The 23,591-nt window shown below is 65.5% G+C and carries 23 protein-coding genes and 5 pseudogenes; 17 read left to right on the forward strand and 11 right to left on the reverse strand.

Going from position 1 to position 23,591, the window contains the following annotated elements:
* Positions 1–13: 13 nt before the first annotated feature.
* From dnaA to mutM, 4 genes are all read right to left on the reverse strand, one after another.
* Complete coding sequence (gene dnaA / locus ABFB10_RS09215; protein ID WP_347166288.1) at positions 14–1,396, reverse strand: chromosomal replication initiator protein DnaA; 1,383 nt, start codon at positions 1,394–1,396, stop codon at positions 14–16.
* A gap of 482 nt (positions 1,397–1,878) precedes the next feature.
* On the reverse strand, positions 1,879–2,151 hold the full coding sequence (rpsT, locus tag ABFB10_RS09220; RefSeq protein WP_347167985.1) for a 30S ribosomal protein S20: 273 nt from the start codon (positions 2,149–2,151) through the stop codon (positions 1,879–1,881).
* Between the two features lie 165 nt (positions 2,152–2,316).
* Positions 2,317–3,093, reverse strand: coding sequence for an enoyl-CoA hydratase (locus ABFB10_RS09225; RefSeq protein WP_206562758.1), 777 nt, complete (start codon positions 3,091–3,093; stop codon positions 2,317–2,319).
* 64 nt (positions 3,094–3,157) lie between these two features.
* The gene (gene mutM / locus ABFB10_RS09230) at positions 3,158–4,009 is read right to left on the reverse strand and encodes a bifunctional DNA-formamidopyrimidine glycosylase/DNA-(apurinic or apyrimidinic site) lyase (RefSeq protein WP_347166289.1); all 852 of its coding nucleotides are present in this window, start codon (positions 4,007–4,009) and stop codon (positions 3,158–3,160) included.
* 75 nt (positions 4,010–4,084) lie between these two features.
* On the opposite strand from mutM, the gene ubiE reads away from it, so the two are divergent.
* On the forward strand, positions 4,085–4,837 hold the full coding sequence (gene ubiE / locus ABFB10_RS09235; protein ID WP_347166290.1) for a bifunctional demethylmenaquinone methyltransferase/2-methoxy-6-polyprenyl-1,4-benzoquinol methylase UbiE: 753 nt from the start codon (positions 4,085–4,087) through the stop codon (positions 4,835–4,837).
* Positions 4,838–6,366, forward strand: a pseudogene (ubiB, locus tag ABFB10_RS09240) (2-polyprenylphenol 6-hydroxylase).
* Between the two features lie 71 nt (positions 6,367–6,437).
* Here the strand turns inward: ubiB and ABFB10_RS09245 are convergent.
* From ABFB10_RS09245 to fliK, 3 genes are all read right to left on the reverse strand, one after another.
* The gene (locus tag ABFB10_RS09245; RefSeq protein ID WP_023848817.1) at positions 6,438–6,620 is read right to left on the reverse strand and encodes a hypothetical protein; all 183 of its coding nucleotides are present in this window, start codon (positions 6,618–6,620) and stop codon (positions 6,438–6,440) included.
* Between the two features lie 216 nt (positions 6,621–6,836).
* Positions 6,837–7,556, reverse strand: coding sequence for a flagellar hook capping FlgD N-terminal domain-containing protein (locus ABFB10_RS09250; RefSeq protein WP_347166291.1), 720 nt, complete (start codon positions 7,554–7,556; stop codon positions 6,837–6,839).
* Between the two features lie 3 nt (positions 7,557–7,559).
* Positions 7,560–7,919, reverse strand: coding sequence for a flagellar hook-length control protein FliK (gene fliK / locus ABFB10_RS09255; protein WP_347166292.1), 360 nt, complete (start codon positions 7,917–7,919; stop codon positions 7,560–7,562).
* Positions 7,920–9,222: 1,303 nt separating this feature from the next.
* On the opposite strand from fliK, the gene ABFB10_RS09260 reads away from it, so the two are divergent.
* From ABFB10_RS09260 to ABFB10_RS09285, 6 genes and pseudogenes are all read left to right on the forward strand, one after another.
* Positions 9,223–9,492, forward strand: a complete 270-nt coding sequence (locus ABFB10_RS09260) for a rod-binding protein (RefSeq protein WP_430523002.1) — start codon at positions 9,223–9,225, stop codon at positions 9,490–9,492.
* Positions 9,485–9,829, forward strand: a complete 345-nt coding sequence (locus ABFB10_RS09265; RefSeq protein WP_347166294.1) for a flagellar protein FlgN — start codon at positions 9,485–9,487, stop codon at positions 9,827–9,829. Before ABFB10_RS09260 ends, ABFB10_RS09265 begins: the two co-directional genes overlap by 8 nt.
* A gap of 205 nt (positions 9,830–10,034) precedes the next feature.
* Positions 10,035–11,325, forward strand: a pseudogene (locus ABFB10_RS09270) (flagellin N-terminal helical domain-containing protein).
* A gap of 82 nt (positions 11,326–11,407) precedes the next feature.
* Positions 11,408–11,791 (forward strand): flagellar biosynthesis regulator FlaF, encoded by a 384-nt coding sequence (gene flaF, locus ABFB10_RS09275; RefSeq protein WP_347166295.1) that lies wholly within the window; start codon positions 11,408–11,410, stop codon positions 11,789–11,791.
* Positions 11,788–12,192 carry a flagellar biosynthesis repressor FlbT gene (gene flbT, locus ABFB10_RS09280; RefSeq protein WP_347166296.1) on the forward strand — a complete coding sequence of 135 codons (405 nt, stop codon included), beginning with the start codon at positions 11,788–11,790 and terminating at the stop codon, positions 12,190–12,192. The genes flaF and flbT overlap by 4 nt, the downstream gene beginning before the upstream one ends.
* Positions 12,189–13,400 (forward strand): DUF1217 domain-containing protein, encoded by a 1,212-nt coding sequence (locus ABFB10_RS09285; protein ID WP_347166297.1) that lies wholly within the window; start codon positions 12,189–12,191, stop codon positions 13,398–13,400. The genes flbT and ABFB10_RS09285 overlap by 4 nt, the downstream gene beginning before the upstream one ends.
* Here ABFB10_RS09285 and ABFB10_RS09290 read toward each other — a convergent pair.
* Positions 13,318–14,801 (reverse strand): annotated as a pseudogene (locus tag ABFB10_RS09290) (FliI/YscN family ATPase). The gene ABFB10_RS09285 and the pseudogene ABFB10_RS09290 overlap by 83 nt on opposite strands.
* 85 nt (positions 14,802–14,886) lie before the next feature.
* On the opposite strand from ABFB10_RS09290, the gene ABFB10_RS09295 reads away from it, so the two are divergent.
* The 9 genes and pseudogenes from ABFB10_RS09295 (at position 14,887) to ABFB10_RS09335 (ending at position 19,444) form a co-directional block, all read left to right on the forward strand.
* Positions 14,887–15,264 (forward strand): FlgB family protein, encoded by a 378-nt coding sequence (locus ABFB10_RS09295; RefSeq protein ID WP_347166298.1) that lies wholly within the window; start codon positions 14,887–14,889, stop codon positions 15,262–15,264.
* 12 nt (positions 15,265–15,276) lie between these two features.
* Complete coding sequence (flgC, locus tag ABFB10_RS09300) at positions 15,277–15,666, forward strand: flagellar basal body rod protein FlgC (protein ID WP_347166299.1); 390 nt, start codon at positions 15,277–15,279, stop codon at positions 15,664–15,666.
* 31 nt (positions 15,667–15,697) lie between these two features.
* Positions 15,698–15,991: a flagellar hook-basal body complex protein FliE gene (fliE, locus tag ABFB10_RS09305; protein WP_347166300.1), complete on the forward strand. Its 294-nt coding sequence runs from the start codon at positions 15,698–15,700 to the stop codon at positions 15,989–15,991.
* Between the two features lie 3 nt (positions 15,992–15,994).
* Complete coding sequence (locus tag ABFB10_RS09310) at positions 15,995–16,264, forward strand: flagellar biosynthetic protein FliQ (RefSeq protein WP_347166301.1); 270 nt, start codon at positions 15,995–15,997, stop codon at positions 16,262–16,264.
* 1 nt (position 16,265) lies between these two features.
* Positions 16,266–16,980: pseudogene (locus ABFB10_RS09315) on the forward strand (flagellar hook-basal body complex protein).
* Positions 16,981–16,990: 10 nt separating this feature from the next.
* Positions 16,991–17,777 (forward strand): annotated as a pseudogene (gene flgG, locus ABFB10_RS09320) (flagellar basal-body rod protein FlgG).
* Entirely contained in the window at positions 17,777–18,190 is a 414-nt protein-coding gene (gene flgA / locus ABFB10_RS09325; protein WP_347166302.1) for a flagellar basal body P-ring formation chaperone FlgA, read from the forward strand. The pseudogene flgG and the gene flgA overlap by 1 nt, the downstream one beginning before the upstream one ends.
* An 8-nt stretch (positions 18,191–18,198) precedes the next feature.
* A complete protein-coding gene (flgH, locus tag ABFB10_RS09330; RefSeq protein WP_347166303.1) occupies positions 18,199–18,927 on the forward strand; it encodes a flagellar basal body L-ring protein FlgH in 729 nt (242 codons plus the stop codon).
* Between the two features lie 109 nt (positions 18,928–19,036).
* Positions 19,037–19,444, forward strand: a complete 408-nt coding sequence (locus ABFB10_RS09335; RefSeq protein WP_430523003.1) for a flagellar basal body-associated FliL family protein — start codon at positions 19,037–19,039, stop codon at positions 19,442–19,444.
* A gap of 44 nt (positions 19,445–19,488) precedes the next feature.
* Here the strand turns inward: ABFB10_RS09335 and ABFB10_RS09340 are convergent, their stop codons facing one another.
* Genes ABFB10_RS09340 through ABFB10_RS09350 form a run of 3 tightly spaced genes read right to left on the reverse strand, consistent with a single transcriptional unit; the run spans position 19,489 to position 23,575 of the window.
* Entirely contained in the window at positions 19,489–21,009 is a 1,521-nt protein-coding gene (locus ABFB10_RS09340; protein ID WP_347166304.1) for an EscU/YscU/HrcU family type III secretion system export apparatus switch protein, read from the reverse strand.
* A 5-nt stretch (positions 21,010–21,014) separates the two neighbouring features.
* Positions 21,015–21,782 (reverse strand): flagellar biosynthetic protein FliR, encoded by a 768-nt coding sequence (locus ABFB10_RS09345; RefSeq protein WP_430523004.1) that lies wholly within the window; start codon positions 21,780–21,782, stop codon positions 21,015–21,017.
* Positions 21,779–23,575, reverse strand: a complete 1,797-nt coding sequence (locus ABFB10_RS09350; RefSeq protein WP_430523005.1) for a flagellar biosynthesis protein FlhA — start codon at positions 23,573–23,575, stop codon at positions 21,779–21,781. The genes ABFB10_RS09345 and ABFB10_RS09350 overlap by 4 nt, the downstream gene beginning before the upstream one ends.
* Positions 23,576–23,591 lie beyond the last annotated feature (16 nt).

Consider the following 23,591-nt stretch of genomic DNA (forward strand, 5'->3'; position numbering starts at 1 on the left):
TGGTAAGCAGGGCTCAGGCCTCGAGCGCGCGGCGCAGCATCTCGACATCCTCGTCGATCTGCCCGTCCTTCATCCGCAGTTCCTCGATCCGCTTCACCCCATGCATGACCGTGGTGTGATCGCGCCCGCCGAAACGGCGGTCGATTTCCGGCAACGAGCGGCTGGTCAGCTGCTTGCAGAGATACATCGCCACCTGCCGCGGTCGGGCAAAGTTGCGCACCCGCTTGGGCCCGATCATGTCGCTGAGGCGGATGTGGTAATGCTCGGCCACGCGGCGCTGGATTTCCTCGATGGAAATCTTGCGTTCCGAGGCGCGCAGCACGTCGGCAAGGCTGTCCTGCACCAGATCCATGTCGATCGGCTTGCCCACGAGGCTGGCAAAGGCGAACAGACGGGTCAGGGCGCCTTCCAGCACGCGGACGTTGGTGCTGATCCGGTGGGCCAGGAATTCCAGCACGCCGTCCTGGATGGTCAGGTTCGCGTGCATGCCCTTGTAGACCTCGACCTTGGACTGAAGGATGCCGAGGCGCAGCTCGTAGTCCGTCGGGTGCAGGTCGACCACCAGCCCGGATTGCAGGCGGCTTCGGATGCGGGTTTCCAGATCCTTGATCTCATCCGGGGCACGGTCCGCCGAGATGATGATCTGCTTGTTCTGGTCCACCAGCGCGTTGAAGGTGTGGAAGAATTCCTCCTGCGTGGAATCCTTGCCGGCGATGAACTGCACGTCGTCGACCATCAGCACGTCGACAGAGCGGAACAGCTCTTTGAAGTCCATCATCTTGCGCTCGCGCAGGGCCTGCACGAAGCGGTACATGAACTGTTCCGCCGAAAGGTAGAGCACGGTGAGGTGGGGATTGCGGGTCTTCAGCTCGTGCGCGATGGCGTGCATGAGGTGCGTCTTGCCGAGGCCGACGCCACCATAGAGGAAAAGCGGGTTGAAGGTGACGGGACCACCTTCCGCCACGCGCTTGGCGGCGGCATGTGCCAGCTCGTTCGGCTTGCCGACCACGAAGGTGTCAAAGCTGAACCGCGCATCCAGCGGCGCGCCGGGCAGCGCGTCCTTTGCGGGTGCTTCCTTGACGACCGTATCGGCGACAACGGCCTGTTCCGCCACCGGGGCGGTTTCGGCGCGCGGCGCCTCGGGGTGCTCTGCGCGGCCCACGGTGAAGGCCAGCCTGCGCACCTCGGCACTGACGAGCGAAATCTGGGCCAGCAGCATGTCCCCGTAGTTCGACTCTACGTAGCTTCCGAAAAAATTGGTCGGCGCCAGAAGGGTGAACTCGCCCTCGGAATCCACACCGCCATACAGCAGCGGCTCGATCCAGGTCTTGTAATTGTTCTGCCCGATGGTCGCGCGGATCTGCTCTTGAAGTGCGATCCACTTGTCTCGTGTCATTCTACTCTTCCTCGTGTTCCCGTCCCCGCCGGGCCCCTTCCCGGCGTGGTGCTGAACCTCGGGCAAATCCTTTCCACGCGCTTCCCGGAAGGGAATCGCTCGGGGCACAGGCCCCGCGGAAGGTCGGCTGGCACGATTCCGTTCCCGGAATACGGCTTGCCGACCGCAAGATCTAATTTGGACGCAGCAAGGGTTTCCCCTTTGGCCCGATACACCGCGCAGTGCGGCATGCCGGGCGACACCGCTCTATCCCCTAGCGGTGGTGGCAGCTTTGTCCCCCAAGGTCGTCCCGGCGTCTTGACGACTCCGTGACTCGCTTGGTGAAACTAGCAAGTCTCTCAGCAGAGCGGCAACTGAAACTCTTGCTTGACTCGGGAATAGTGAGGAAACGAATCTAAGGGTATGGCAAGGAATCCCCACAATGCGAAAAGGCACCGCATATAGCGATGCCTTTCACGAAAACCACTAGATATAGTGAGAGTTCAGCCTAGTGCCTTCACACGCGAAGACAGACGCGACAGCTTGCGCGACGCGGTATTCTTGTGGAAAACGCCCTTGGTAACGCCCCGCATCAGCTCGGGCTGAGCGGCTTTCAGAGCGGCCTGAGCGGCCTCTTTGTCACCCGAGGCAATGGCTTCTTCGACCTGGCGCAGGAAGGTGCGGATGCGCGAGCGGCGGGCTTTGTTGACAGCAAAGCGCGAGTCGTTCTGACGGGCGCGTTTCTTCGACTGGGGGTATTTGCCATGATGATCGATCCTGAGTCTTAAGCTTCTGTTAAAGGCGCAACGCCTGACACAAACCCGAACGTCATCCGGGACCGATTCTTGCCAGAGCGGGCATCACGCGCATGTATGACGGGCGTCTATACAGGCCCCGCTGGATTCGGGCAAGGCGATTATGCCCGAATCCGGTTCAGGGCCTCAGCGGTCGCGGAACTGCGCCGTGCGCTTTTCCATGAAAGCGGCCATGCCCTCGTTCTGATCCTCGGTTGCAAAGAGCGCGTGGAACAGGCGGCGCTCGTACAGCAGGCCTTCGGAGAGGGTCGTCTCATAGGCGCGGTTGACCGCTTCCTTGCAGGCGATGGCCGAGAGAATCGACTTTTCGGCGATCTTGTCGGCGGCGGCGCGCGCCTCTTCCATCAGCTGCTTGGCCGGCACGACGCGGCTGACCAGCCCGGCGCGCTCTGCCTCTTCGGCATCCATGAAGCGACCGGTCAGGTTCATGTCCATTGCCTTGGACTTGCCGATGTAACGGGTGAGTCGCTGCGTCCCGCCCAGCCCCGGCATCACGCCAAGGTTGATCTCGGGTTGGCCGAACTTGGCCGTGTCGGCGGCGATGATGAAGTCGCACATCATTGCCAGTTCGCAGCCGCCGCCCAGTGCATAGCCCGCGACCGCGGCGATGACCGGCTTGCGGGTCGAGGTGATCGCCGCGCCTTCCTTGCCGAAGAAGTCCGACAGGAACATGTCGACATAGGATTTTTCCGACATCTCCTTGATGTCCGCCCCGGCGGCAAAAGCCTTGGCCGAGCCGGTGATGATGATGCAGCGCACCTTCTCGTTGCCGTCCGCCTCTGCCAGCGCCTCGGAGAGCTCGCCCAGCAACTCGGAGTTGAGGGCGTTCAGCGCGTCGGGCCGGTTCAGCTTGATGGTGGCGACGTGGTCTTCTACTTCGACGATGATCGTCTCATAAGCCATGAGTTCTGGGCTCCGTCCGGTTCCGTCAGTCGCCCAGCCTTACCATCTTGGGCAGGTCGGTCAATTATCTTTGGCAGGCCGGGCAATAGAACGAAGACCGCCCCGACTGCACCAGACGGCGGATCTCCTGAGAGCATCCCGGCGTCCGGCAGGGCGCACCCTCGCGCCCGTAAACGTCGAAGCTGTGCTGGAAATATCCAAGCTCTCCATCGGCTTGCCGAAAATCCCGCAGACTGGAGCCGCCCGCCGCGATGGCATCGGTCAGCACCGCGCGGATCACCGGCACCAGTGCGGCCACGCGCCGCGCCGAAACGCGGCCCGCCTTGCGCGCGGGATGGATGCCGCAACGGAAGAGCGCCTCGCAGACGTAGATATTGCCCAGCCCCGCGACGATCTTCTGATCCAGAAGCGCCGATTTCATCGGCATGTTGCGCCCCTTCAGGGCCTCGACAAGGTGGGATTCGCTGAACTGGTTGCCCAGCGGCTCAGGCCCCAGAGAGGCCAGAAGCGGGTGGCCCTCTGCGCTGTCCGTGGGCAGCAGGTCCATCGCGCCGAAGCGGCGCGGGTCGTTGAAGGTCACCCGCGCGCCGTTGTCCATGTCGAACACCACGTGGTCGTGTTTCTCGGGCGCCGGGTGATCGTGCACGAAGAGGCCCAGCGGATCGCCCGACACCAGCATCCGCCCCGACATGCCAAGGTGGATCAGCAGCGATTCCCCCGTGGACAGGTCCGCGAGGATGTATTTCGACCGCCGCCGCAGCCGGTCGACCCGCGCGCCGGTCAGCCGCGCGGCCATGTCCGGCGGGAAGGGCCAGCGCAGATCGGGCCGGTTCACGGCGGCCCGCGCGATCGCCGCGCCCTCCATCACGGGGGCCAGACCGCGACGGACTGTCTCGACTTCGGGCAATTCGGGCATGGGACGGGTCCTGCTCATTGTAACGGCGCCGGGGCGACCTATAAGAAAGGCACGCAGAAAGAAACGGCAAGGCCCATGAGCGAAGAGACCGGAAAGACGACACATTTCGGATATGCCGAAGTTCCCGAATCGGAAAAGGCCGGACGGGTGCAGGGCGTTTTCAGCTCTGTCGCGACGAAATACGATGTCATGAACGACGCCATGTCCATGGGCATCCACCGGGTCTGGAAGGACGCGATGATGGATTGGCTGGCGCCCCGGCCCGGCCAGCGGCTGCTGGATGTGGCAGGCGGAACCGGCGACATCTCGTTCCGGTTCCTGAAGCGCGCGGGCCGCGGTCACGCCACGGTTCTGGACCTGACCGAACCGATGCTGGTCGAAGGCCGCAAGCGCGCCGAGGCCGAGGCGCTTGGCGACTCGCTGGACTGGGTGGTGGGCGATGCCATGGCCCTGCCCTTCGCCGACAACAGCTTTGACGTCTACACGGTGTCCTTCGGCATCCGCAATGTCACCCGCCCCGAGGTCGCCCTGGCCGAGGCATATCGCGTGCTGAAACCCGGCGGGCGCCTGATGGTGCTGGAATTCAGCCATATTCCCAACGACATGATGCAGAAGGCCTATGACCTCTATTCCTTCAACATCATCCCGCGCATGGGCCAGATGATCGCCGGCGACCGCGACTCGTACCAGTATCTGGTGGAATCGATCCGCCGCTTCCCGGATCAAGAGACCTTTCTGGGCATGGTGCGCGGCGCCGGGTTCGAGAACGCCAAGTACCGGAACCTGACCATGGGCGTGGCCTGCCTGCATTCCGGCTGGAAACTCTAGGTGCGCGGCCCCCACAATATCCTGCGTCTGATCCGCACCGGCGCCACGCTGGAGCGCACCGGCGCCATGGGTGTCGTGCTGGACGCCATGGAAGCACCGGCGCCGCTGCGGGTGGCCGCGCGCGTGCTGGGCTGGCCCTTCAAGTGGCTTGGCGAAAAGGGCGATCCGGCCCTGCCGCCCGCCGTCCGCGCCATTCAGGCGCTTGGCCCGGCCTACATCAAGTTCGGACAGATCCTGTCGACGCGCCCCGACGTGGTCGGCGACGACCTCGCCCGGCAATTGCGGGTGTTGCAGGACAAGCTGCCGCCCTTTTCCATCGACGAGGCCAAGCGGCAGGTCGCCGAGGAAATCGGCCAGCCCGTGTCCGAGGTGTTTTCCGAGTTCAGCCCCCCGTGGCCGCCGCCTCGATCGCGCAGGTCCACCGCGCGCGCCTGGCGGAGACCGGCGACGACGTGGCCGTGAAGGTCCTGCGCCCCGGCATCGAACGGGCCTTTCGGCGCGATATCGATGCCTTCTACTTCGCCGCCAACGTGATCGAGGCGCTTTCGCCGGCCTCGCGCCGCCTGCGTCCCCGCGACGTGATCGAGCATTTCGAGGGCGTGGTTCTGGGCGAGCTGGACCTGCGGCTGGAGGCGGCCTCTGCCAGCCAGTTCGCCGCGAACACCGCCGATGACGCGGGCTTTGACCTGCCGGTGGTGCGCTGGCCCTACTCTGGCCGCCGGGTCATGACGATGAGCTGGGTCGAGGGTGTGCCGCTGGGTGAAAATGCGGCACTGGATGCCGCCGGGCACGACCGCGCGGCCCTGTCGGAACGCGTGCTGCAACTGTTCCTGAACCACGCGCTGCGCGACGGTTTCTTTCACGCCGACATGCATCAGGGCAACCTGAAGGTGGCCCCGAACGGCGATATCGTCGCCTTCGATTTCGGGATCATGGGGCATATCGACGAATACACGCGCCGGGTCTACGCCGAGATCCTCTTCGGCTTCATCCGGCGCGACTACCAGCGCGTGGCAGAGGTCCATTTCGAGGCGGGTTATGTCCCCGCCGACCGCGACGTGGATGAATTCGCCCGCGCCCTGCGTGCCGTCGGAGAGCCGATCTTCGGCATGGATGCGACGCGGATCTCCATGGCGAAACTGCTGTCCTACCTGTTCGAGGTGACCGAACGCTTCGGGATGGAAACCCGGACCGAACTGATCCTGCTTCAGCGGACGATGGTCGTGGTCGAGGGTGTGGCGCGGTCGCTCGACCCGCGGATGAACATCTGGAACGTCGCGAAGCCGGTGGTCGAGGCCTATATCAAGCAGTCGATCGGGCCGCGGGCCGCGGCCTCGGACCTGTGGAAGACGGCGCTGGTGATGGCCCGCTTCGGGCCAAGGCTTCCCGGCCTCGTGGAAGCGGCCCTGATCCGGCAGGCCCAGCCGGAACCGGAACGCGCGCCCTCGCCGTGGCTGGCGCGGCTGTTGTGGGCCGGCGCCGGGCTTTGTGCCGGCCTTGGCCTTGGCGCGCTGTGGATGCTGGCCTGAACGGCGCCGCGCTTATAAATGAAAACGGCGGCCAGTGGCCGCCGTTTCCGAAGTCGCAATAGGCAAACGAATCAGTTGGTGCCGTCGGATGCCGCGATGGCAACGATGACAGCAATACCACCAAGGACCGCGAGCGCCGGAACGGCACTGACCTGGGTGGAAACGAAGGGGTCGTTCGCTTCCTGAGCGGCCACCGGGGCGGCTGCTGCAGCTGCGATCGCTGCGGCTGCAGCCACGATCGAGAGCTTTTTCATGGTTTTCTCCAAACTGTACAGTCCAGGGCGCCACGCGCCCCACGCACAAGACTGTATACTCAAAGCGAAATCCGTTCAAACGTGATCTTCTGCAACTGCAAGATCCACTTCGGCCAAGGATGCAGGCGCGTCAAATTCGCAACAATTGCCCAACGAACCGGCATATGGCGCCTGCGGGCCTCCCTGCAGGCTGCCGGTCGGCCCGCAGGCCCGTCCTTACGATGGGCTGTCCCGCAAGCCCATGACCGCGTCGCGCGAGATTTCCGTTCCATCGCTCAGGGTCAGCACGACCGACCCCGCGTCCGTACCACGGGCCTCGACAATGGGCCGGTAGGTTGCCGCTGCCCCGGTGCCGATCTCCATCTGGTCGCGGAAACTCGTGATGTGAAAACTGTACTGCCCAGTGGGCAACAGGCTGCCCGAGCCATCCACGCCCCCCCAAACGAGGTCTTTTTGCGTGACGTCGACAGAGAAGCTTTGCACCTCTTCGCCCTCGGCGTTGCGCACGATAAGCTTGGCGCTGTCAGCCTCTGGCGGATAGTCTGCCCGGATCGACACCGGCGCGCCGGTGAAGGCAACCGGTTCCTCGGACAGGGCTTCCATCCCGATCCAGCCGCTGACCGATTGCAAGGCATTTCCAGCGCCCGCCCCGCCGCCGAATTGAGCCGTGAGCTCCCGAAGCAGGTCATTGGTCAGAACCTGTTGCTCGACAGAGGAAAAGGTCGCCAGCTGCGTGGCGTAATCGGTTGAATCCACGGGATTCAGCGGATCCTGGTTCTGCATCTGGACCGTCAGCATCCTCAGGAAGGTCTCGAAATCGGAACTGATCTTCTTGGTATCGGAACCCGCCGCCTCATCATCCATGGCCACGGGCTTTGCCCCGGTCGCGCTTGTGGTCCTTGGGAACAGAGGCAGCGTGGTTGTCGCGTCGGTCATGGCTCAGATCCTGATGTCCAGCCCCGCGCTGGGGGCCTGCTGTTGCATAGTCCGGGCGACATCGGCTGCATCCTCCGGATGCGGGTCCCCGTCGGGCCCAAGGCGGGGCCCGGGCGTATCGCCGCGGCTGTCAGAGGCATCGCCACCAAAGCTGAAACGGGCGCCTTCATAGCCGGCCTCGGCAAAGTCACGGGCGAGCTGATCGAGATGACGGCGCATCAGGTCCAGCGTTTCCGGGCGATCTGCCGCCACCTGCACAAGCAAGCCGTTTTCGCCGGAATGGATCTGGAACCGGACCCGCCCAAGCTCTTCCGGATTCAGCTGGACTTCGATCTCGCCCGTCCGCCGCCCGTGGCAGTGCATCGGCAACCTGACGGAGAATGGCCGCAGGCTCGGAACGCAGCGGCCCGCCCGGCATCGAAACCGTCTGATGCGTGCCGCCGACGGTCCCGCGTGCCTCTGCCGGCCCCATGACGCCGGCATCCTCGGTCCGGCGCGGCTCGTCGAGGTCGGCCAGAAAGGGCGCCGCGTCAAAGGGCGTGCCACGACGCGACGCGTTGCTTTCGTTGACAGTGACAGGGGATGCCCCCTCCCGACCGTACCAGAGAATGGCCTCGCCCTCCGCGCCGGGCCGGTCAGAGACGGCTCCGCCCCCTCTGTGCCCATTGCCCGCGATTTCCCCGGGTCCGCCTCACCGCCGTCAGGTCCATGGCCAGGTGGAGGCATTGCCGCGAAAAGCTCCATGGTCGGCGTCCTTGGCGGCGGTGCAGATGCAAACTGCGGCGATCCGGTTGGCACAGGTCCATCGGGGCGGGGCCAGACCTTCGGGGCAGGCGCTTTGGCATCGGCCTCCGGGCCGTCACCAACGGGGGTCGCCGCGGGGGGCCTGCCCCCGCCCTCCGCCCAGGCCAGCGCGCCAGGATCCGTCCGCGTCTGGAAAGCCGGTAGACGGCCTGCGCCCTGCCGTTCCCTGTGCCCGGCGGAAGACACCCCACGCAGCGGCATCGGCGCGCTTTCCATCCCCGGCAATTGCGCGCCTTCCGGTCCGGCGCGCGGCAAGCCCACACCGCCAGCGGCCAATCCCGTCGGTCCCGGTCTTGCATCCCGCGCCGCATGCTCTGCCCTTGGGCCGGGACCGGTCTTGCCCAAGACGCCGAACGGCGCGGCGGCCCCCGGATCATGGGATCCGGTGTTCCGGCGAGCCTTGGGAAAGACCGTGATATCCTGCGGCGGCACCCTGCCGGCCACCGAAACCGGGCGTTCCCCGACCGCCATGACCGGATCGGAGACACCCGCAGCCACGGCGGCCACAGGGTCGCCTGCATCGCGGTCGCCGTCAGGATCGCTATCCGGCACAGGCTTTTCGACCCTATCCACCTGCTCCGCGCGTGTTCCGGGCTCTGGCGTTTCGGCGAGACTGCCCCCGTCCCGGTTTGCATCTCCCAGAACCGAGAAAACCTTGAAAAACGCCTCAGCCGGCGCGGGAACAGGCGCGCCCTTCGCCGTCATGTGCGCCGTTCCAAGGCCGAACAAAGCCGTCAACTGTGTGAACATCTGTGCCTCTGGAGTTCTTCCGACTTCGGCGAAGCTAAAGCGAACATCCTAACCAAATCTTTACGCGGACACTGGCAGGGTCGGGCCATCTGAGTCGAATTGGAGCGATCCGATGCAAATACCGAATGCCGCGATGGCGCCCTCGACCGACACGGACCGGGCCCTTCGGGAGGCCGCGATGGCGCTGGAGACCAACTTCCTTGCAGAGATGCTGAAGTCAGCCGGCGTCGGGAAGACGCCCGAAACCTTCGGAGGAGGCGCCGGCGAGGATCAGTTCGCCTCTTTTCTGCGCACCGAGCAGGCCCGCCAGATGAGCCGCCAGGGCGGCATCGGCCTGGCCGAAGCAATCTTCGAATCCCTCAAGGAGAGACGCCATGACTGACAGCGCGATGGACCGGCTGGCAGCTCTGCTTGACGCCGAACGCACGGCCCTGCTGGAAGGCGATTTCGACAGGATCGCCGACCTGATGAAAGAAAAAGCCACCCTGGTCGCCAATCTGGACGCCGGGCCCCTGAACGCCGAGACGGTTGCGCCCCTGCGTGACGGGCTGCGCCGGAACCAGGTGCTGTTCGACCACGCGCTGGCCGGGCTGAGAAACGTGGCCGCGCGGCTCGGAGACCTGAACCGCATCCGGAAATCCATGGACACCTACGATGCGCAGGGGCGCCGAAACACGATCGACGCCCCGTCCATACGCACATTGGAGCGGCGGGCATGACGATTTTCCTCAAATGCCTGAAATCGTGGAAGGAGCGTTTAGCACTTCGTTAGGAACTGGGGGCGACATTGGCCGCGCACCTCTAGGGGGGTGGCGCAGGCTGACAAAGGGTCGGGCTGCACAGGTCAGAAAGACGACAGAGATGCCGCGCAAGCGGCAAGTGCAACCGGCGCAAAGCGCCAAGAGAACAGCAAGGACACTCTCTATGTCTAGCATCCTGACGAACAACGGCGCCATGGTGGCGCTGCAGACCCTGAAATCCATCAACAACTCGCTGGCCGACACGCAGGCCGAAATCTCGACCGGCAAGCGCGTTTCCTCCGCCAAGGACAACTCTGCCGTCTGGGCGATCTCGAAAGTCATGGAGGCCGATGTCAAAGGCTTCAAGGGTATCACCGACAGCCTCAACCTGGGTCAGTCGACCGTCTCCGTGGCCCGCCAGGCCGCCGAGACCGTCACCGAACTGCTCACCGACATCAAGGGCAAGATCGTCGCCTCGCAAGAGGAAAACGTCGACCGGGGCAAGATCCAGGCAGACATCGACGCCCTGCGTGACCAGATCTCGGCAGTCGTGGGCGCAGCCCAGTTCAACGGTCTGAACCTGCTGCAGAACACCGAATCCGATGTGGGCTCGGGCGAAATCAACGTTCTGGCCTCGCTCGACCGTTCGGGCACCGGCGTCGCCGCTTCGGAGATCGCGGTCGGCAAGCAGGACCCGGGCACCGGCGCAGCAACAACCGCAACGGTGAACCTTGACGTCTCGATCAACACCACCGGCGTGGCGGCGGGCGCGACGGCGACATTTGCGACCTTCGATGGCGTCGGCGCAGGCAATGACCTTGTGGCCGGTGCCAACTTCAAGGTGACCGGCAGCGGCAACTTTGCCCTGGATTCCTCGGGTGATGCGCTCGACTTCTCGGAAGACGTCGAATACGTGGCGCGCGATGGCGATACCCCGGCAGATGTGACCTCGGCCATGGTCGAGCGGCTGAATTTCCAGGCCGCCAAGGACGGCCTGGACATCACCTTCTCGGTGAATGACACCAACGCCGGTCAGATCGACTTCACCAACAACTACGATGAAGCGATCTCTGACGACAACAGCGTGGTGGAACAGTCCGACATTTCCGACATGGCAACGCTGGAGGCCGAGGCCGACGGCACCATCGGCGGCGGTCTGGAACTGCTGTCCGAGTTCGACGTGACCACCGACGAAGGCACCGAAGCCGCCCTGGCCGGCATCGAAGGCCTGATCCAGACCTCGATCGACTCGGCCTCTGCCTTCGGTTCGGCCCAGTGGCCGCATCGAGACCCAGACCGAGTTCGTCTCTGGCCTGACCGACGCGCTGAGATCCGGCATCGGTACGCTGATCGATGCCGACATGGAAGAAGCCTCGGCCCGCCTGCAGGCCCTGCAGGTCCAGCAACAGCTGGGCGTTCAGGCGCTGTCGATCGCCAACCAGGCGCCGCAGCAGCTGCTGTCGCTGTTCCGTTGATCGATGGACGGCGGGGGCCGGTCCATTCGGTCCCCGCCTTTCTCGATTGCATCCCGATCCCTCATAGCCAGAAGGTTTTGACGTGAACGCCCAGACACTCGCGCAAGCCCGAAAGGGCTATGCCCAGCACGCCCGAACGACGCAGACACCGCGCGCCACGGAATACGAGCTGATCGCCCGCGTCACCCATCGCATCAAGGCCTCTGCCGAGGCCGGGCCGCGCGCCTATCCAAAGCTCGTGGCAGCCCTGTCCGACAATCACCGGCTCTGGACGGCGCTGGCCGTCGGCGTCGCGGACAAGGACAACGGCCTGCCCCAGGACCTGCGCGCGCAGGTCTTCTACCTTGCCGAATTCGTTCACCAGCACACCGCGCAGGTGCTCAACCGCAAAGCGCGCCTAGCGCCGCTCCTTGAAATCAACGCCGCGATCCTGCGGGGATTAAGCGGCCGGAGGCCGAAGTCATGAGTGGATTGGTCCTGAAACTCGGCCCGCGCGAACGTGTGCTGATCAACGGTGCCGTGATTGAAAACGGCGACAGGCGCAGCCGCCTATCCATCGTGACGCCCAACGCCAACGTCCTGCGCCTGCGGGACGCCATCCACCCAGAGGAAGCGCGAACGCCCGTCAGGCGCATCTGCTATGCCGCGCAGCTTATCCTGACCGGCGATGCAGAGCCCGGCGATGCCCGCGCCCAGCTGCTGCCGCGCATCGAGGAGTTGAGCCAGATCCTGCGCGATCCGGACAGCCGCCGCCTTCTGACACAGGCAACGGACTCCCTTCTGGAGGAGCAGTTCTACCAGTGCCTCAAGGCCCTGCGGGCCCTGATCCCCAGAGAGGACCGGCTTCTCGCCGCGAAACCGCTATGACCTATAGCCCGGTCGTCGTCGGCTCTGGTCTTGTTGCCCGGCAGTTTCTCAAGGCGACGCAGGACACCCAGCGCGCGGTTTTCGATGAATCGACGGTACTGAAACGGGATGCGGAGTACTTCAGGGAGAAGATCGGCACGATCAACAGCGCCGAGGATCTGGTCAACGACCGGCGTCTTCTTGGCGTCGCCCTCAGCGCCTTCGGCCTCGAAGACAAGATCGACGCCAAGTTCCTGATCCGGAAGGTTCTCGAAGAAGGGGCGGAGGGCGACGAGGCCCTGGCCAATCGCCTTGGCGACGGGCGCTATGTCGCGCTGGCGAGGGCCTTCACGTTCGAGAAGGTTCTGAACGCCAAAACGCAGGAACCGGGATTCGGCACCGACATGATCGCGCGATACCGCGAAAACGTCCTCGCCAATATGGAGGCCGGTCTCGCAGAAAGCGGCGATACCGATATCGCTTATGGCGCGTCGGTGCGGGAACAGGTGGCGGTGAACATCGAGACCGAAACCGCCTTCTTCAAGGAGAACATCGGCAAGGTGAGTTCAGCGCAGGGGCTGATCAACTCGCCCCGGCTTTACGCCTTCGCGATGATCACCTTCGACTTGCAGGACAAGTCGGGACGGACATCGCTGATCAAGCGCGTTCTCGAGCAGGGCGCACAAGAGCCACAGGCCCTGGCGAACATCCTCGGCGATCAACGCTATATCGACCTTGCCAAGGCCTTCGAATTCGACCGCGCGCCGGTCTCGCCCATGGCGGAAGCCGGATATGCGGACGAGATCGTCTCGGATTACTTCCTGCACGAGTTCGAAGTCGCGGTCGGGTCCGTCGATGAAAGCCTGCGCACCGCCCTGAATTTCGAACGCGCGATCCCCCAACTGGCGACCGGGGACAGTTCGGAGAATACGAAGTGGTTTCAGGTTCTTGGCACCACATCGCTGCGCAATGTGTTCGAAGCCGCCCTCGGGCTGCCAGCCGGGTTCAGCCAGATCGACATCGACCGTCAGGCCGAAACCCTGAAGGACAAGATGAGTGCACGCTTCGGTGTCGAATCCTTTTCCGAGATGTCGGACCCCAAGGTGATGGAGAAACTGATCCACAGCTACCTTCTTCAGGATCAGATCAAACAGGGCAGTTCCTTCGGGTCCGGGCAGACGGCCCTGACCCTGCTCCAAAGCATTCCGCGCCGATCGCTGCTTGGATGACCCCGGTGCTCAGGCCCGCGCCTGACCACGCTTCGCTGCGGGCATACCCACCCCGGCTCGGACCCCGGCGCGACGGCGCGGCGCCCTGCGCGCGGCGCAGGATCAGCTCGAGCTTCTGGAAAGCATGCTCCGGCCCATCGGGGGAGCGGGCGGCGAGAAAGCCGTCAAGATCCTCCCAGACCCGCACAGCCTGATCGAGGACCGCATCTTCACCTTCCTTGTAAAGCCCGGCCCGGATCATCGTTTCCGACCGCTCATAGGCCCCCAGAAGACGCCGGACGCTCTGGATCACCGCGTTTTCCTGCTCTGTCGCGGCCTCCGGCAGGCTACGGGACACGGAACGCAGAAGGTTCACCGCCGGGAAGCGACCGCGCTCCGCGATCAGCCGGTCAAGGACCACATGGCCGTCGAGAACGCCGCGCAGGATATCCGCCACAGGCTCATCCATGTCAGACCCCGCAACAAGCACGCTGAAAACAGCGGTGATATCGCCGCCTCCCGCCAGCCCCGGTCCGGCGCGTTCGGCCAGCCGCATGATCTGATGCGCGACAGAGGGGGGATGGCCGCGCAGCGCCGGCAGCTCTCCGGCAGCGATGGCGACCTCGCGATGCGCCTCTGCAAACCGGGTGATCGAATCGGCGAGATACAGCACGTGGCTTCCCTGATCCCGGAAGTGTTCCGCGATGGTCATGGCCGCCAGCGGGCAGCGGCGCCGCTCCAGCGGCGACCGGTCCGAGGTCGCGGCCACCACGACGCTGCGCGCCATGCCTTCCGGCCCCAGAACCGTGCGGACGAAATCCAGCACCTCGCGCCCGCGTTCCCCGACCAGCGCAAGGACGACGACATCCGCCTCGACCCCCCGGGCCAGATCCGCAAGAAGCCGCGATTTTCCGACGCCGGACCCGGCAAAGAGACCGATTCGCTGTCCCTGAACCAAGGGCAGAAGCGTGTCGAAAACCGCGAGTCCGGTGCCCAGCCGATCCCCCAGACGCCCGCGCGAGGCAGCGGGCGGCGGGCTGGCCCGGAACGGCCTGCGGACCGGGCCGGGCCCAAGCGGCGCCCCGTCGAGCGGTACCGCCCGTAGGCGTCGATCACCCGCCCGACCCAGCTGTCCGAGGGGGCCAGCGTCGGCGGACCCAGCACGGCAACCCGGTCGCCGCGCGACACGCCCTCGGCCATCTCGTCGGGCATCATGGCCACCAGATCGTCCTTGATACGCAGGACCTCACCGCCCAGCAGGTGGCCGGGATGCATCAGGCGCAGCCGGTCGCCGATGCAGGCGGTCTCTGCCAGCCCGCGCACCCAGATCGTCGTCCCGTCAATCGCCTGGACCCTGCCGACGGCCCGCACCGGTTGGATATGCGCCAGCCGCGCCATCAGGCCGGTGATCTCTTCGTCCATCGTTCGCTCCGTTCATCTCCCACGAACCGTTTCTAAAGGAATCACCGTTAAACCTTGATTGAAGCCAATCGAGGGAGAAGCCCCGATGTTCCAGAACCTGGACGTCTTCAGAACGGCGATGGCCATGGCGCGGCATGCGGGGCTGCAACAGGCGGTCAGCGCCCAGAATATCGCGAATGCCGATACCCCCGGGTACCGCGCCCGCGACATTCCGGCCTTCGCCGCGACCCTGCGCGACGCCATGGGCAGCCAGCGCGCCACCCGGGCCAGCCACCTTCATGGGGGCAACAGCCGCGACATCGACATGACGGAACGGCGGGACGCGCTCGACCCCAACGGCAACACTGTCTCGCTCGAGGAAGAGATGGTGATGGCTGTCGGCGCCAAGCGTCAGCACGACCGCGCCCTCGCCATTTACAAAAGCAACCTGACCATGCTGCGCGCCGCCCTCGGGCGCCGCTGACCGGAGGACGATATGAGCGCCTTTTCCGATGCCCTGAGCGTCACAACCAGCGGACTCAAGGCCCAGGCCTCGCGCCTGCGGCTGTTGTCCGAGAACATCGCCAATGTCGACACGCCGGGATACCGGCGCAAGACCATGCCCTTCAGGACCGACACCGGCGCCAGCGGCATTTCCCGGGTCGAGATCGGGCGCGTCAACCTGGACAGGCGCGCGCTGGAGCAGATCCACGATCCCTCTCACCCGCTGGCGGATGAGACCGGGCGCTATGACGGCTCCAACGTCGACCTCATCATTGAAATCGCCGACGCGCGCGAAGCGCAGCGATCCTACGAGGCGAACCTCAAGATGTTCGACCAGACCCGGCAGATGTCCAGCGGGCTGATGGAGCTTCTGCGCCGATAACCCCCTGATTTCATATAGATAGGAGACCAGAATGGACGTCCGATCCCTGACCGCCGCGCAAAGCTATGCCTCTTCGCGCCCGGCCCTGCAGCCCGATCCGAAACAGGCCCGTCCGATCGAGCAGGACTTCGCCCGGGTCACGCAGGACTTCACCAACCAGCTGAATGCGGCAGAGCAGACCGCGCAGCAGGCGATGACCGGCGATGCCGATCCGCATGCGCTGGTCGAGGCGCTGGCCCAGTCCGAACTGGCGGTCGAGACCGTCGTCGCCCTGCGCGACAAGGTGGTCGAGGCCTATCAGGAAATCCTGCGGATGCCGGTCTGACCCATGCTGACAGAGACCATCTTCTTCGACACCCTGCGCGCCGGGCTGTGGATCGCGACCATCACCGCGGTGCCGATCCTCAGCGCCGCGCTGATCGCGGGCGTCGGCGTCGGGCTCTTTCAGGCCCTGACCTCGATCCAGGAAATGACGCTGACCTTCGTGCCCAAACTTCTGGCCATCGTCGCCGTCTTCTGGATGTCGATGGGCTTCATGACCAGCACGCTCGTCGAGTTTTTTCAGGGACATATCATCCCGATCATCATCGGAGGCTGAGATGGAAACCGCCGGCTATACCGCCCTGTCGCGCCAATCGGGCCTGATGCACGAGATGCAGGTCATCGCCAACAATATCGCCAATGCCAATACCACCGGATACCGGCAACAGGGCGTGATCTTCTCGGAATACGTGCAGGAGGGCGACGGACTGCCCGCCGTTGCCATGGCAAGCGCCCGGGTGCGCAACACCTCGTGGATGCAGGGTACGCTGGAGCAGACCGGCAGCGTCTTCGACCTCGCCATAGAGGGCGAGGGCTTCTTCCTTGTGCAGGCGCCCGGCGGCCAGCGGCTGACGCGCGCCGGTGCCTTTTCCCCCGCCGGGGACGGCACGCTGGTGACGCCCGACGGCTATCCGGTGCTGGACGGCGGCGGCGCGCCGATCTTCCTGCCGCCGAACGCGGCAGAGATGGCCATCGAGCCGCGACGGCACGATCAGCGCGGAGGGCCGCGCCGTCGGGCAGATCGGCGTGGTGCGCCCCCTCGACGTCAACCGCATGCTGCGCGAGGGCGGAACCCTGTTCGACAGCCAGGCCGGGACAGAGCCGGTCGAAAACCCGCGTGTCATGCAGGGCTTTGTCGAGGCGTCGAACGTCGATCCGATCCTTCAGGTCGCCCGCATGGTCGAGGTCCAGCGCGCCTACGAACTGGGCCAAAGCTTCATGGAACGGGAAGACGAACGGATCAGAAATGCCCTGAAGGCATTCGTGAAATAGGAGCAATCAGATGAAAGCCCTCCAGATCGCCGCCACCGGCATGAGCGCCCAGCAGATGCGCGTCGAAGTGATCTCGCACAACCTCTCGAACATGAACACGACGGGCTACAACGCCCGCCGGGCCGAGTTCGCGGACCTGCATTACCAGCAGGTTGCGCGGGCCGGGACGGTGAACGCCTCGGACGGCACGGTGCTGCCCACCGGCATCCAGCTTGGCCTTGGCGTCAGGCCCTCTGCCGTGTCGGTCCAGCTTGCGCAGGGGTCCCTTGTGAACGCCGGCGGCGACCTCGACCTTGCCATCGAGGGCAACGGCTATCTCGAGGTGACGCTGCCCTCGGGCCAGATCGCCTATACCCGCGACGGCGCCCTGAAACGCAACGGCGAGGGGTTGATCGTCACCTCGGAAGGGTTTCCCGTGGCCCCCGAAATCACCATCCCCTCGGATGCGCGGCGCGTCTCGATCAACGCCGAGGGCGAGGTCTACGCCTATTTCGCCGACTCCACCGAAGCGCAGCTGCTGGGCCAGTTCGCCATGACCGGCTTCACCAATGCCAAGGGCACTGGAGGCGATCGGCGCCAACCTGTTCCTCGAAACAGAGGCCTCGGGCCCCGCGATCCAGTCCACACCGGGGCAGGACGGGCTGGGCACCCTGCGGCAGGGCTATCTGGAGGATAGCTCGGTCGATGCGGTCAAGGAGATCACCGATCTGATCGAGGCCCAGCGCGGCTACGAGCTGAACTCCAAGGTGATCTCTGCCGCCGACCAGATGCTGGGCGCCACGGCGCAGGTGCGCTGATGAAACTGGCCGGGTTGCTTCTTCTGCTGGCCTCAGCCGCCGGGGCCGACACCATCGTCACCACCCAGACGATCCGGCCGCAGCAGATCATCACCGCCGACCTGGTGCGCCTGGACCCGGCCGAGATCGCAGGCGCCTATACGACCCTCGACGAGGTCGTCGGGCTGGAGGCGCGCGTCGCGATCTACCCGGGCCGCGCGGTCATGCGCGGGGCGCTGGGGGTGCCGGCGCTGATCGACCGCAACCAGATGGTCGAGCTGGTCTATGCCCACGCCGGCCTGCGCATCAAGGCCGAGGGCCGCGCGCTGGGGCGCGGCGCCGCCGGAGAGCGCATTCGCGTCATGAACATCGACTCGCGCGCCGTGCTGTTCGGAACCATTGCCCCGGACGGCACCGTCGTGGTGCAGAAGTGAGGAGAGCCATGTTTCGTATCGCCTGCCTGATCGGCCTTGCCCTGACACTGACCGCCTGCAGCCGCGTCAACCACATCGGCAAACCGCCGGATTTCACCCCCACCACCAGCAGCCCCGAACGGGTCGCCATGATCGCCGCGGGCGTGACCGATCAGGCCATGCCCGCCCGGGTGACCGATGGCGCCTCTCTGTGGAGCGGGGGGCAGACCTCTCTGCTGGGCGACCGCCGGGCGATGAAACGCGGGGACATCATGACCATCGTCATCGAGATCGACGAGGAGGCGCAGATTTCCAACAGCACCTCGCGGTCCCGGTCGGGCACCGAAAGCCTTGAGATCCCTCATTTCTTCGGCATTCCGCAGCGCATCAACCAGGGCATCACCGACGGCGCCAGCCTCGACAATGCGGTGTCCCCGGGATCGTCGAGCGATTCCAGCGGCGACGGCTCTGTGCGGCGCAGCGAAAGCCTGACCCTGCGCGTGGCGGCCACGGTGGTCGACGTTCTGCCGAACGGCGTGCTGGCCATCGAAGGCACGCAGGAGGTGCGCGTCAACTTCGAGATGCGGGAACTGCTCGTCTCGGGCTATGTCCGGCCCGAAGACATCTCGCGCCAGAACGAGATCACCTACGACAAGATCGCCTCTGCCCGGATTTCCTACGGCGGTCGCGGTCAGATTTCCGACATGCAGCAACCCCGGGTCGGCCAGCAGGTGCTGGACGCCGTCCTGCCCTTCTGAGGAGTGGCCATGATCAAGAAACTCCTGCCCATCCTGCTGGCCCTCATGGGGACCGGCGCGGGCGTCGGCGCCGGGCTCTTTCTGATGCCCACCGGCGAGGACCATGCCGATGCCACAGAGTGCCCTCCCCGACGGCACGGTCCGGCACGAGACCGTCGCGACCGCGCCCGACGACCCGGATCTGCCCGACGCCGCACGCGAATACGTGAAGCTGAGCAACCAGTTCGTCGTGCCGATCATGGGCAGCGAGCGGGTGCGGGCGCTTGTGGTCGCATCGCTGAGCGTCGAGGTCTCTATCGGCGCCACCGAAACGGTCTACCTGCGCGAACCGAAACTGCGGGATGTGTTCCTGCAGGTCATGTTCGATCACGCGAACATCGGCGGCTTCGAAGGCGCCTTCACCACCGGCGAGCGCATGAAGATCCTGCGCGGCGCGCTTCTGGACGCCGCCCGCTCTGTCCTTGGCAGCGACGTCAGCGATGTGCTGATCACCGAGATCGCCCGACAGGAAGCCTGACGCCCATCCCGGAAAGGCCCCGGTTCCGGGACCGACGACTTGTGTCAGGCCGGATCGCCTGAGCTGGACCGGCGCAGGATGCCAAGCGCATCCAGCCTGTCCGCATCCGTTTTCAACTGTTTTGCCCGCGCGGCGCGCTGCTGATCCTCGATCAGGGCGGCAGCCGCCTGCGCCCGCGAAAAAGCCCGGCGCGCGCGGGACAGGCTGTCGTCCTCGCGGGCCTGCGCCAGCGCCATGTGGCGCAAAAGCTCGGCCCGCTTCTGCACCAGCCAGCCCTGCCAGAGCGTATCCGCCCCGATCTGTTGCCGCGCGGTGACGGTTTCGCCATCCGCCAGCGCCGCTTCGCGCAGCGCATCCATCTGCGTCAGCGACAAATCGAGCGCCGCGACCTCCTGTCGGTGGCCCCGGACCTTCTTCAGCTCGGTCTCGAGCAGGATCTGGGTGATCGTCGCCAGCTGCGCATAATCCGTCATTTCCAGCCCCTCTGCCCGGCCTTGCGGCGCATCGCCTCTGCAAAACGGATCGCCGCCGCGACCGTACCGGTAGTGATCTATCGCGATCTGTTCGCCGATCCGGGTCGTGGCGAACAAAGCCCGGGCGGTCGGCGGGTCCGAATGGATCGGCACCTGCGCCGCCTGCGCGGCCTCGCGGATGCGGGCCGCCACCATGTCCTTGCCCTTGGCCACGCAGACCGGCGCCGACCCGGGCAACCGGTCCCATGTCAGCGCCACCGCGTAATGCGTCGGGTTCACGATGACCACATCGGCGCCGGGCACGTCCTGCATCATCCGGTTCAGCGCCAGTTCCTGCGCCTTCATCCGGCGCTGCGCCTTGACATGCGGATCGCCCTCGACCTCCTTCATCTCGTCGCGCAACTCCTTGAGGGTCATGCGGTTCTTCCGGTGGTGCTCGGCGCGCTGCCAGAACGCGTCGATGGCCCCGATGACCATGGCGATCAGCACGACGATGAAGAGGAACCGCATCATGAGGTCCAGCATCGTCAGCACGACCTGCGCCGGGGTGCCGCGCAAAGAGCCGGTGATCACGTCCAGCTGCCCGCGCAGGAAGAGCGCCAGCAGGATCGAATAGACCGTCAGCTTGACGAAGCTCTTGAAGAACTCGAACAGACCCCGGCGCCCGTATTTGTTCTTGGCGTTCTCGATCGGGTTCACCCGGCTGACCTTGAAGGCGAGTTTCGAGCCGGTGAAGACGACGCCCCGCATTGCGAGCAAGGTCAGCAGGACAAATCCTGCCGGAACCAGCAGGATCGGCATCACCGGTGTCAGCCCCGCCGCGATCAGCGACCCGGCGGGGGCTGTCGCGCCCTCGCGGAAGAAAAGCGCCTCAAGCCGGTCGGGCTGCTCGATCAGCGGCAGCAGGGCCTCGGCAAAGCCGCGCAGGCAATATCCGCCGACCGCCGTCGCGCACAGCAACAGCCCAAGGTAGGCCATCGCGGTCTGAAGATCCGCCGTGCGCGGGATCTCGCCCTTCTTGCGCGCCTCTTCCAGCTTGCGTTGCGAGGGTTCGTGGCTCTTTTCGGCGCCGTCGTCTTCACTTCCCGCCATGGCCGCTACCGGAACGGCGCGGTGATGAAGGCATCGAAGGCCTGCAACCAGACCGTCAACAGGACCGGCGCCGCCACCAGAAGCAGGGCGATGGACCCGAAGGTGATGACCGGGGCGCCGACAAAGGCCACCATGAGCTGCGGCATCGCCTTGTTGATGACCCCCAGCGTCAGGTTGTACAAGACCGACAGAATGACGAAGGGCGCCGCGAGGGTGAAACCAAGCGCAAAGCTCTGGCTGACCCTTTCGCGCCCGGCCTCTGCCGGGGCCGTGGCGCTGGGGAAGGACAGCGCCGGGATCAGCTCGTACGAGAGGATCAGGAAGGCCGCCGCCTTGACGTGGAACCCGCTCAGCATCAGCAGCGCCAGCGCCGCGGTCGTCAGGATGTGGCCCAGCGCGGGCAGCGGATCCAGGCCCCGGGCGCCCATGATCTGCGACAGCGAGGTCGATTGCGCCGCAATGGCGCCCGCCGTCTGCAGGGCCAGCACGAAGAGCCGCAGCATCAGGCCAAGGAAAAGACCCGCCACACTCTCTGTCAGAAGCGCGTGCACCGCCGCCCCCGGGCCGGGCTCTGGCAGGTCGATCTGTGGCAGGACAGCGGGCGCCACGGCGGCGGTCAGCATGAGGCCGATGACCAGCCGCAGGCGGACAGAGATCACCCGCTCTCCCAGACCCGGCAGCACGGCCATGGTGGCGCCGACGCGCAGGAAGACGATCAGCGCGCCCCAAAGCGAGCCGAAGACCGGCTCGATCAAGGGCAGCAGGTCGATCACGCGGCCACCACGCCAACAAGCGCCGGCCGCGCCTCCAGCCCGACCTCTTCGAAGGACATGACCGGGTTCGTCAGGCCCTTGGCGGTCATCACGGTCCGCAAAAAGCGCCGGCGCCGGGCAGAGGTGATCAGGGCGGCGGAAACGCCACGGTCCGCCGCCTCGGCGATCGTCGTGGCCAGCCCGCTGCACAGCGCCTCGAACCGGTCCGGCGGCAGGGCCACGTCCAGCGCGCCATGGCTGCCTTCGATCTGGTAGGACAGGAAGGTTTCTTCCCATTCCGGGGCAAGCTGGATCAGCGGGATGGTCCCGTCCTCGCGCCGCAAATTGGCCACCAACTGGAATCCCAGCCTTTGCCGAACATGTTCGCAGATCGGCTCTGGCTGGCTTTGCTGGCCGCGCATCTCGGCAATGGTTTCAAGGATCAGCGGCAGGTTCCGGATCGAGACCTGCTCGTCCAGCAAAAGCCTCAGGACCTGAAGCAGCGTATCCATCTGCACCTTTTCCGGGATCAGTTCGTCCAGCAGCTTGCGGTTCGCTTCGGCGCGATTCTGGTTGGTCAGCGAGACCATTTCGTCCAGCAGGCGCCGCAGCGCCTTCAGGGTCAGCAGGCGGCCAAAGTTGCGACGGATGATCTCCAGCAGATGGGTCGCCAGAACCTCGGTCGGGGTGACGATGGTCGCGCCGGTGATCGCGGCCTTTTCCTGATCCTCGGGGCGGATCCAGCGCGCCGGGGCGCCATAGACGGGTTCGGTCACATCCTTGCCGCCCGGCAGCGACGTGGAGGCCTCCGGCAAGAGCGCCAGAACCGAATCCGGGTTCAGGAGGCCGCGCGCCATTTCGACCCCGTGGATGCGGATGACATAGGTCCCCGTCGGCAGGGCGGGCGCGTCGGTCAGACGGATTTCGGGCAGGATCAGCCCGAAGTGCGAGGCGATATGTGTGCGCATGTTGGCAATCCGCACGTCGAGACCCGTGCCCGGATCCAGCGCCATGTTCACCAGGTCCGGGGCGAACTCGACATGGATGTCGTCGAGGTCGAGGACATCGCCCATGACCTGCCCGGCGGGGGCCAGCGGCTCTTCCTCTGCATCGTCGTGCCGCGGCGCCTCTGGCTTGCGCGTCGCCATGCGCCGGGCAAGAAACCCCAGCACCGCCGCACCGGCCATGAAGGGCAGGAAGGGCAGCCCGGGCACCAGCGCGAAAAGCGCCATGAGTACCCCGACGGCCAGCAGGGCGGAAGGGTGCTTGCCAAGCTGCGACACCACCGCCACGTCGGTTGCGCCGGTGGCACCGCCGCGCGCCAGAAGAAGACCGGCAGCGATGGAAATGATCACTGCGGGGATCTGTGACACCAGCCCGTCACCAACGGTCAGGATGGCGTAGGTTTCCAGCGCGCTGGACAGCGGCATGCCGTGAACGACCGACCCCATGATGACGCCCATCACGAGGTTCAGCGCCGTGATCAGCAGGCCCGCGACCGCGTCGCCCTTGACGAATTTCGAAGCGCCGTCGAGCGAGCCGAAGAAGGTTGTCTCCTGTTGTTCGGTCTCGCGGCGGCGCTTGGCCTCGGCGTGATCGATGGCGCCGGCGGACATATCCGCGTCGATGGCAAGCTGCTTGCCGGGCATCCCGTCCAGCGCGAAGCGGGCCGAGACCTCGGCCATTCGGGCCGATCCCTTGGTGATCACGGCGAAATTCACGATCATCAGAACGCCGAAGACCACGAGGCCCAGGAAAACGCTGCCGCCCATGACGAAGTTGGCAAAGCCCTCGGATAACCTCTCCGGCGGCATGCGTTCCGGTGTGCCC

The sequence above is a fragment of the Ponticoccus litoralis genome, assembly GCF_039769985.1.
In the GTDB taxonomy this organism is placed as follows: domain Bacteria; phylum Pseudomonadota; class Alphaproteobacteria; order Rhodobacterales; family Rhodobacteraceae; genus Ponticoccus; species Ponticoccus litoralis.

What these genes read in the sequence shown, in the direction of transcription:
- dnaA (WP_347166288.1), bottom strand. Translation starts at nt 1,396, where the DNA reads ATGACACGAGACAAGTGGATCGCACTTCAAGAGCAGATCCGCGCGACC.
- ABFB10_RS09225 (WP_206562758.1), bottom strand. Translation starts at nt 3,093, where the DNA reads ATGGCTTATGAGACGATCATCGTCGAAGTAGAAGACCACGTCGCCACC.
- mutM (WP_347166289.1), bottom strand. Translation starts at nt 4,009, where the DNA reads ATGCCCGAATTGCCCGAAGTCGAGACAGTCCGTCGCGGTCTGGCCCCC.
- ubiE (WP_347166290.1), top strand. Translation starts at nt 4,085, where the DNA reads ATGAGCGAAGAGACCGGAAAGACGACACATTTCGGATATGCCGAAGTT.
- ABFB10_RS09245 (WP_023848817.1), bottom strand. Translation starts at nt 6,620, where the DNA reads ATGAAAAAGCTCTCGATCGTGGCTGCAGCCGCAGCGATCGCAGCTGCA.
- ABFB10_RS09250 (WP_347166291.1), bottom strand. Translation starts at nt 7,556, where the DNA reads ATGACCGACGCGACAACCACGCTGCCTCTGTTCCCAAGGACCACAAGC.
- fliK (WP_347166292.1), bottom strand. Translation starts at nt 7,919, where the DNA reads ATGCACTGCCACGGGCGGCGGACGGGCGAGATCGAAGTCCAGCTGAAT.
- ABFB10_RS09260 (WP_430523002.1), top strand. Translation starts at nt 9,223, where the DNA reads ATGCAAATACCGAATGCCGCGATGGCGCCCTCGACCGACACGGACCGG.
- ABFB10_RS09265 (WP_347166294.1), top strand. Translation starts at nt 9,485, where the DNA reads ATGACTGACAGCGCGATGGACCGGCTGGCAGCTCTGCTTGACGCCGAA.
- flbT (WP_347166296.1), top strand. Translation starts at nt 11,788, where the DNA reads ATGAGTGGATTGGTCCTGAAACTCGGCCCGCGCGAACGTGTGCTGATC.
- ABFB10_RS09285 (WP_347166297.1), top strand. Translation starts at nt 12,189, where the DNA reads ATGACCTATAGCCCGGTCGTCGTCGGCTCTGGTCTTGTTGCCCGGCAG.
- ABFB10_RS09295 (WP_347166298.1), top strand. Translation starts at nt 14,887, where the DNA reads ATGTTCCAGAACCTGGACGTCTTCAGAACGGCGATGGCCATGGCGCGG.
- flgC (WP_347166299.1), top strand. Translation starts at nt 15,277, where the DNA reads ATGAGCGCCTTTTCCGATGCCCTGAGCGTCACAACCAGCGGACTCAAG.
- fliE (WP_347166300.1), top strand. Translation starts at nt 15,698, where the DNA reads ATGGACGTCCGATCCCTGACCGCCGCGCAAAGCTATGCCTCTTCGCGC.
- ABFB10_RS09310 (WP_347166301.1), top strand. Translation starts at nt 15,995, where the DNA reads ATGCTGACAGAGACCATCTTCTTCGACACCCTGCGCGCCGGGCTGTGG.
- flgA (WP_347166302.1), top strand. Translation starts at nt 17,777, where the DNA reads ATGAAACTGGCCGGGTTGCTTCTTCTGCTGGCCTCAGCCGCCGGGGCC.
- flgH (WP_347166303.1), top strand. Translation starts at nt 18,199, where the DNA reads ATGTTTCGTATCGCCTGCCTGATCGGCCTTGCCCTGACACTGACCGCC.
- ABFB10_RS09335 (WP_430523003.1), top strand. Translation starts at nt 19,037, where the DNA reads ATGCCACAGAGTGCCCTCCCCGACGGCACGGTCCGGCACGAGACCGTC.
- ABFB10_RS09340 (WP_347166304.1), bottom strand. Translation starts at nt 21,009, where the DNA reads ATGGCGGGAAGTGAAGACGACGGCGCCGAAAAGAGCCACGAACCCTCG.
- ABFB10_RS09350 (WP_430523005.1), bottom strand. Translation starts at nt 23,575, where the DNA reads ATGCCGCCGGAGAGGTTATCCGAGGGCTTTGCCAACTTCGTCATGGGC.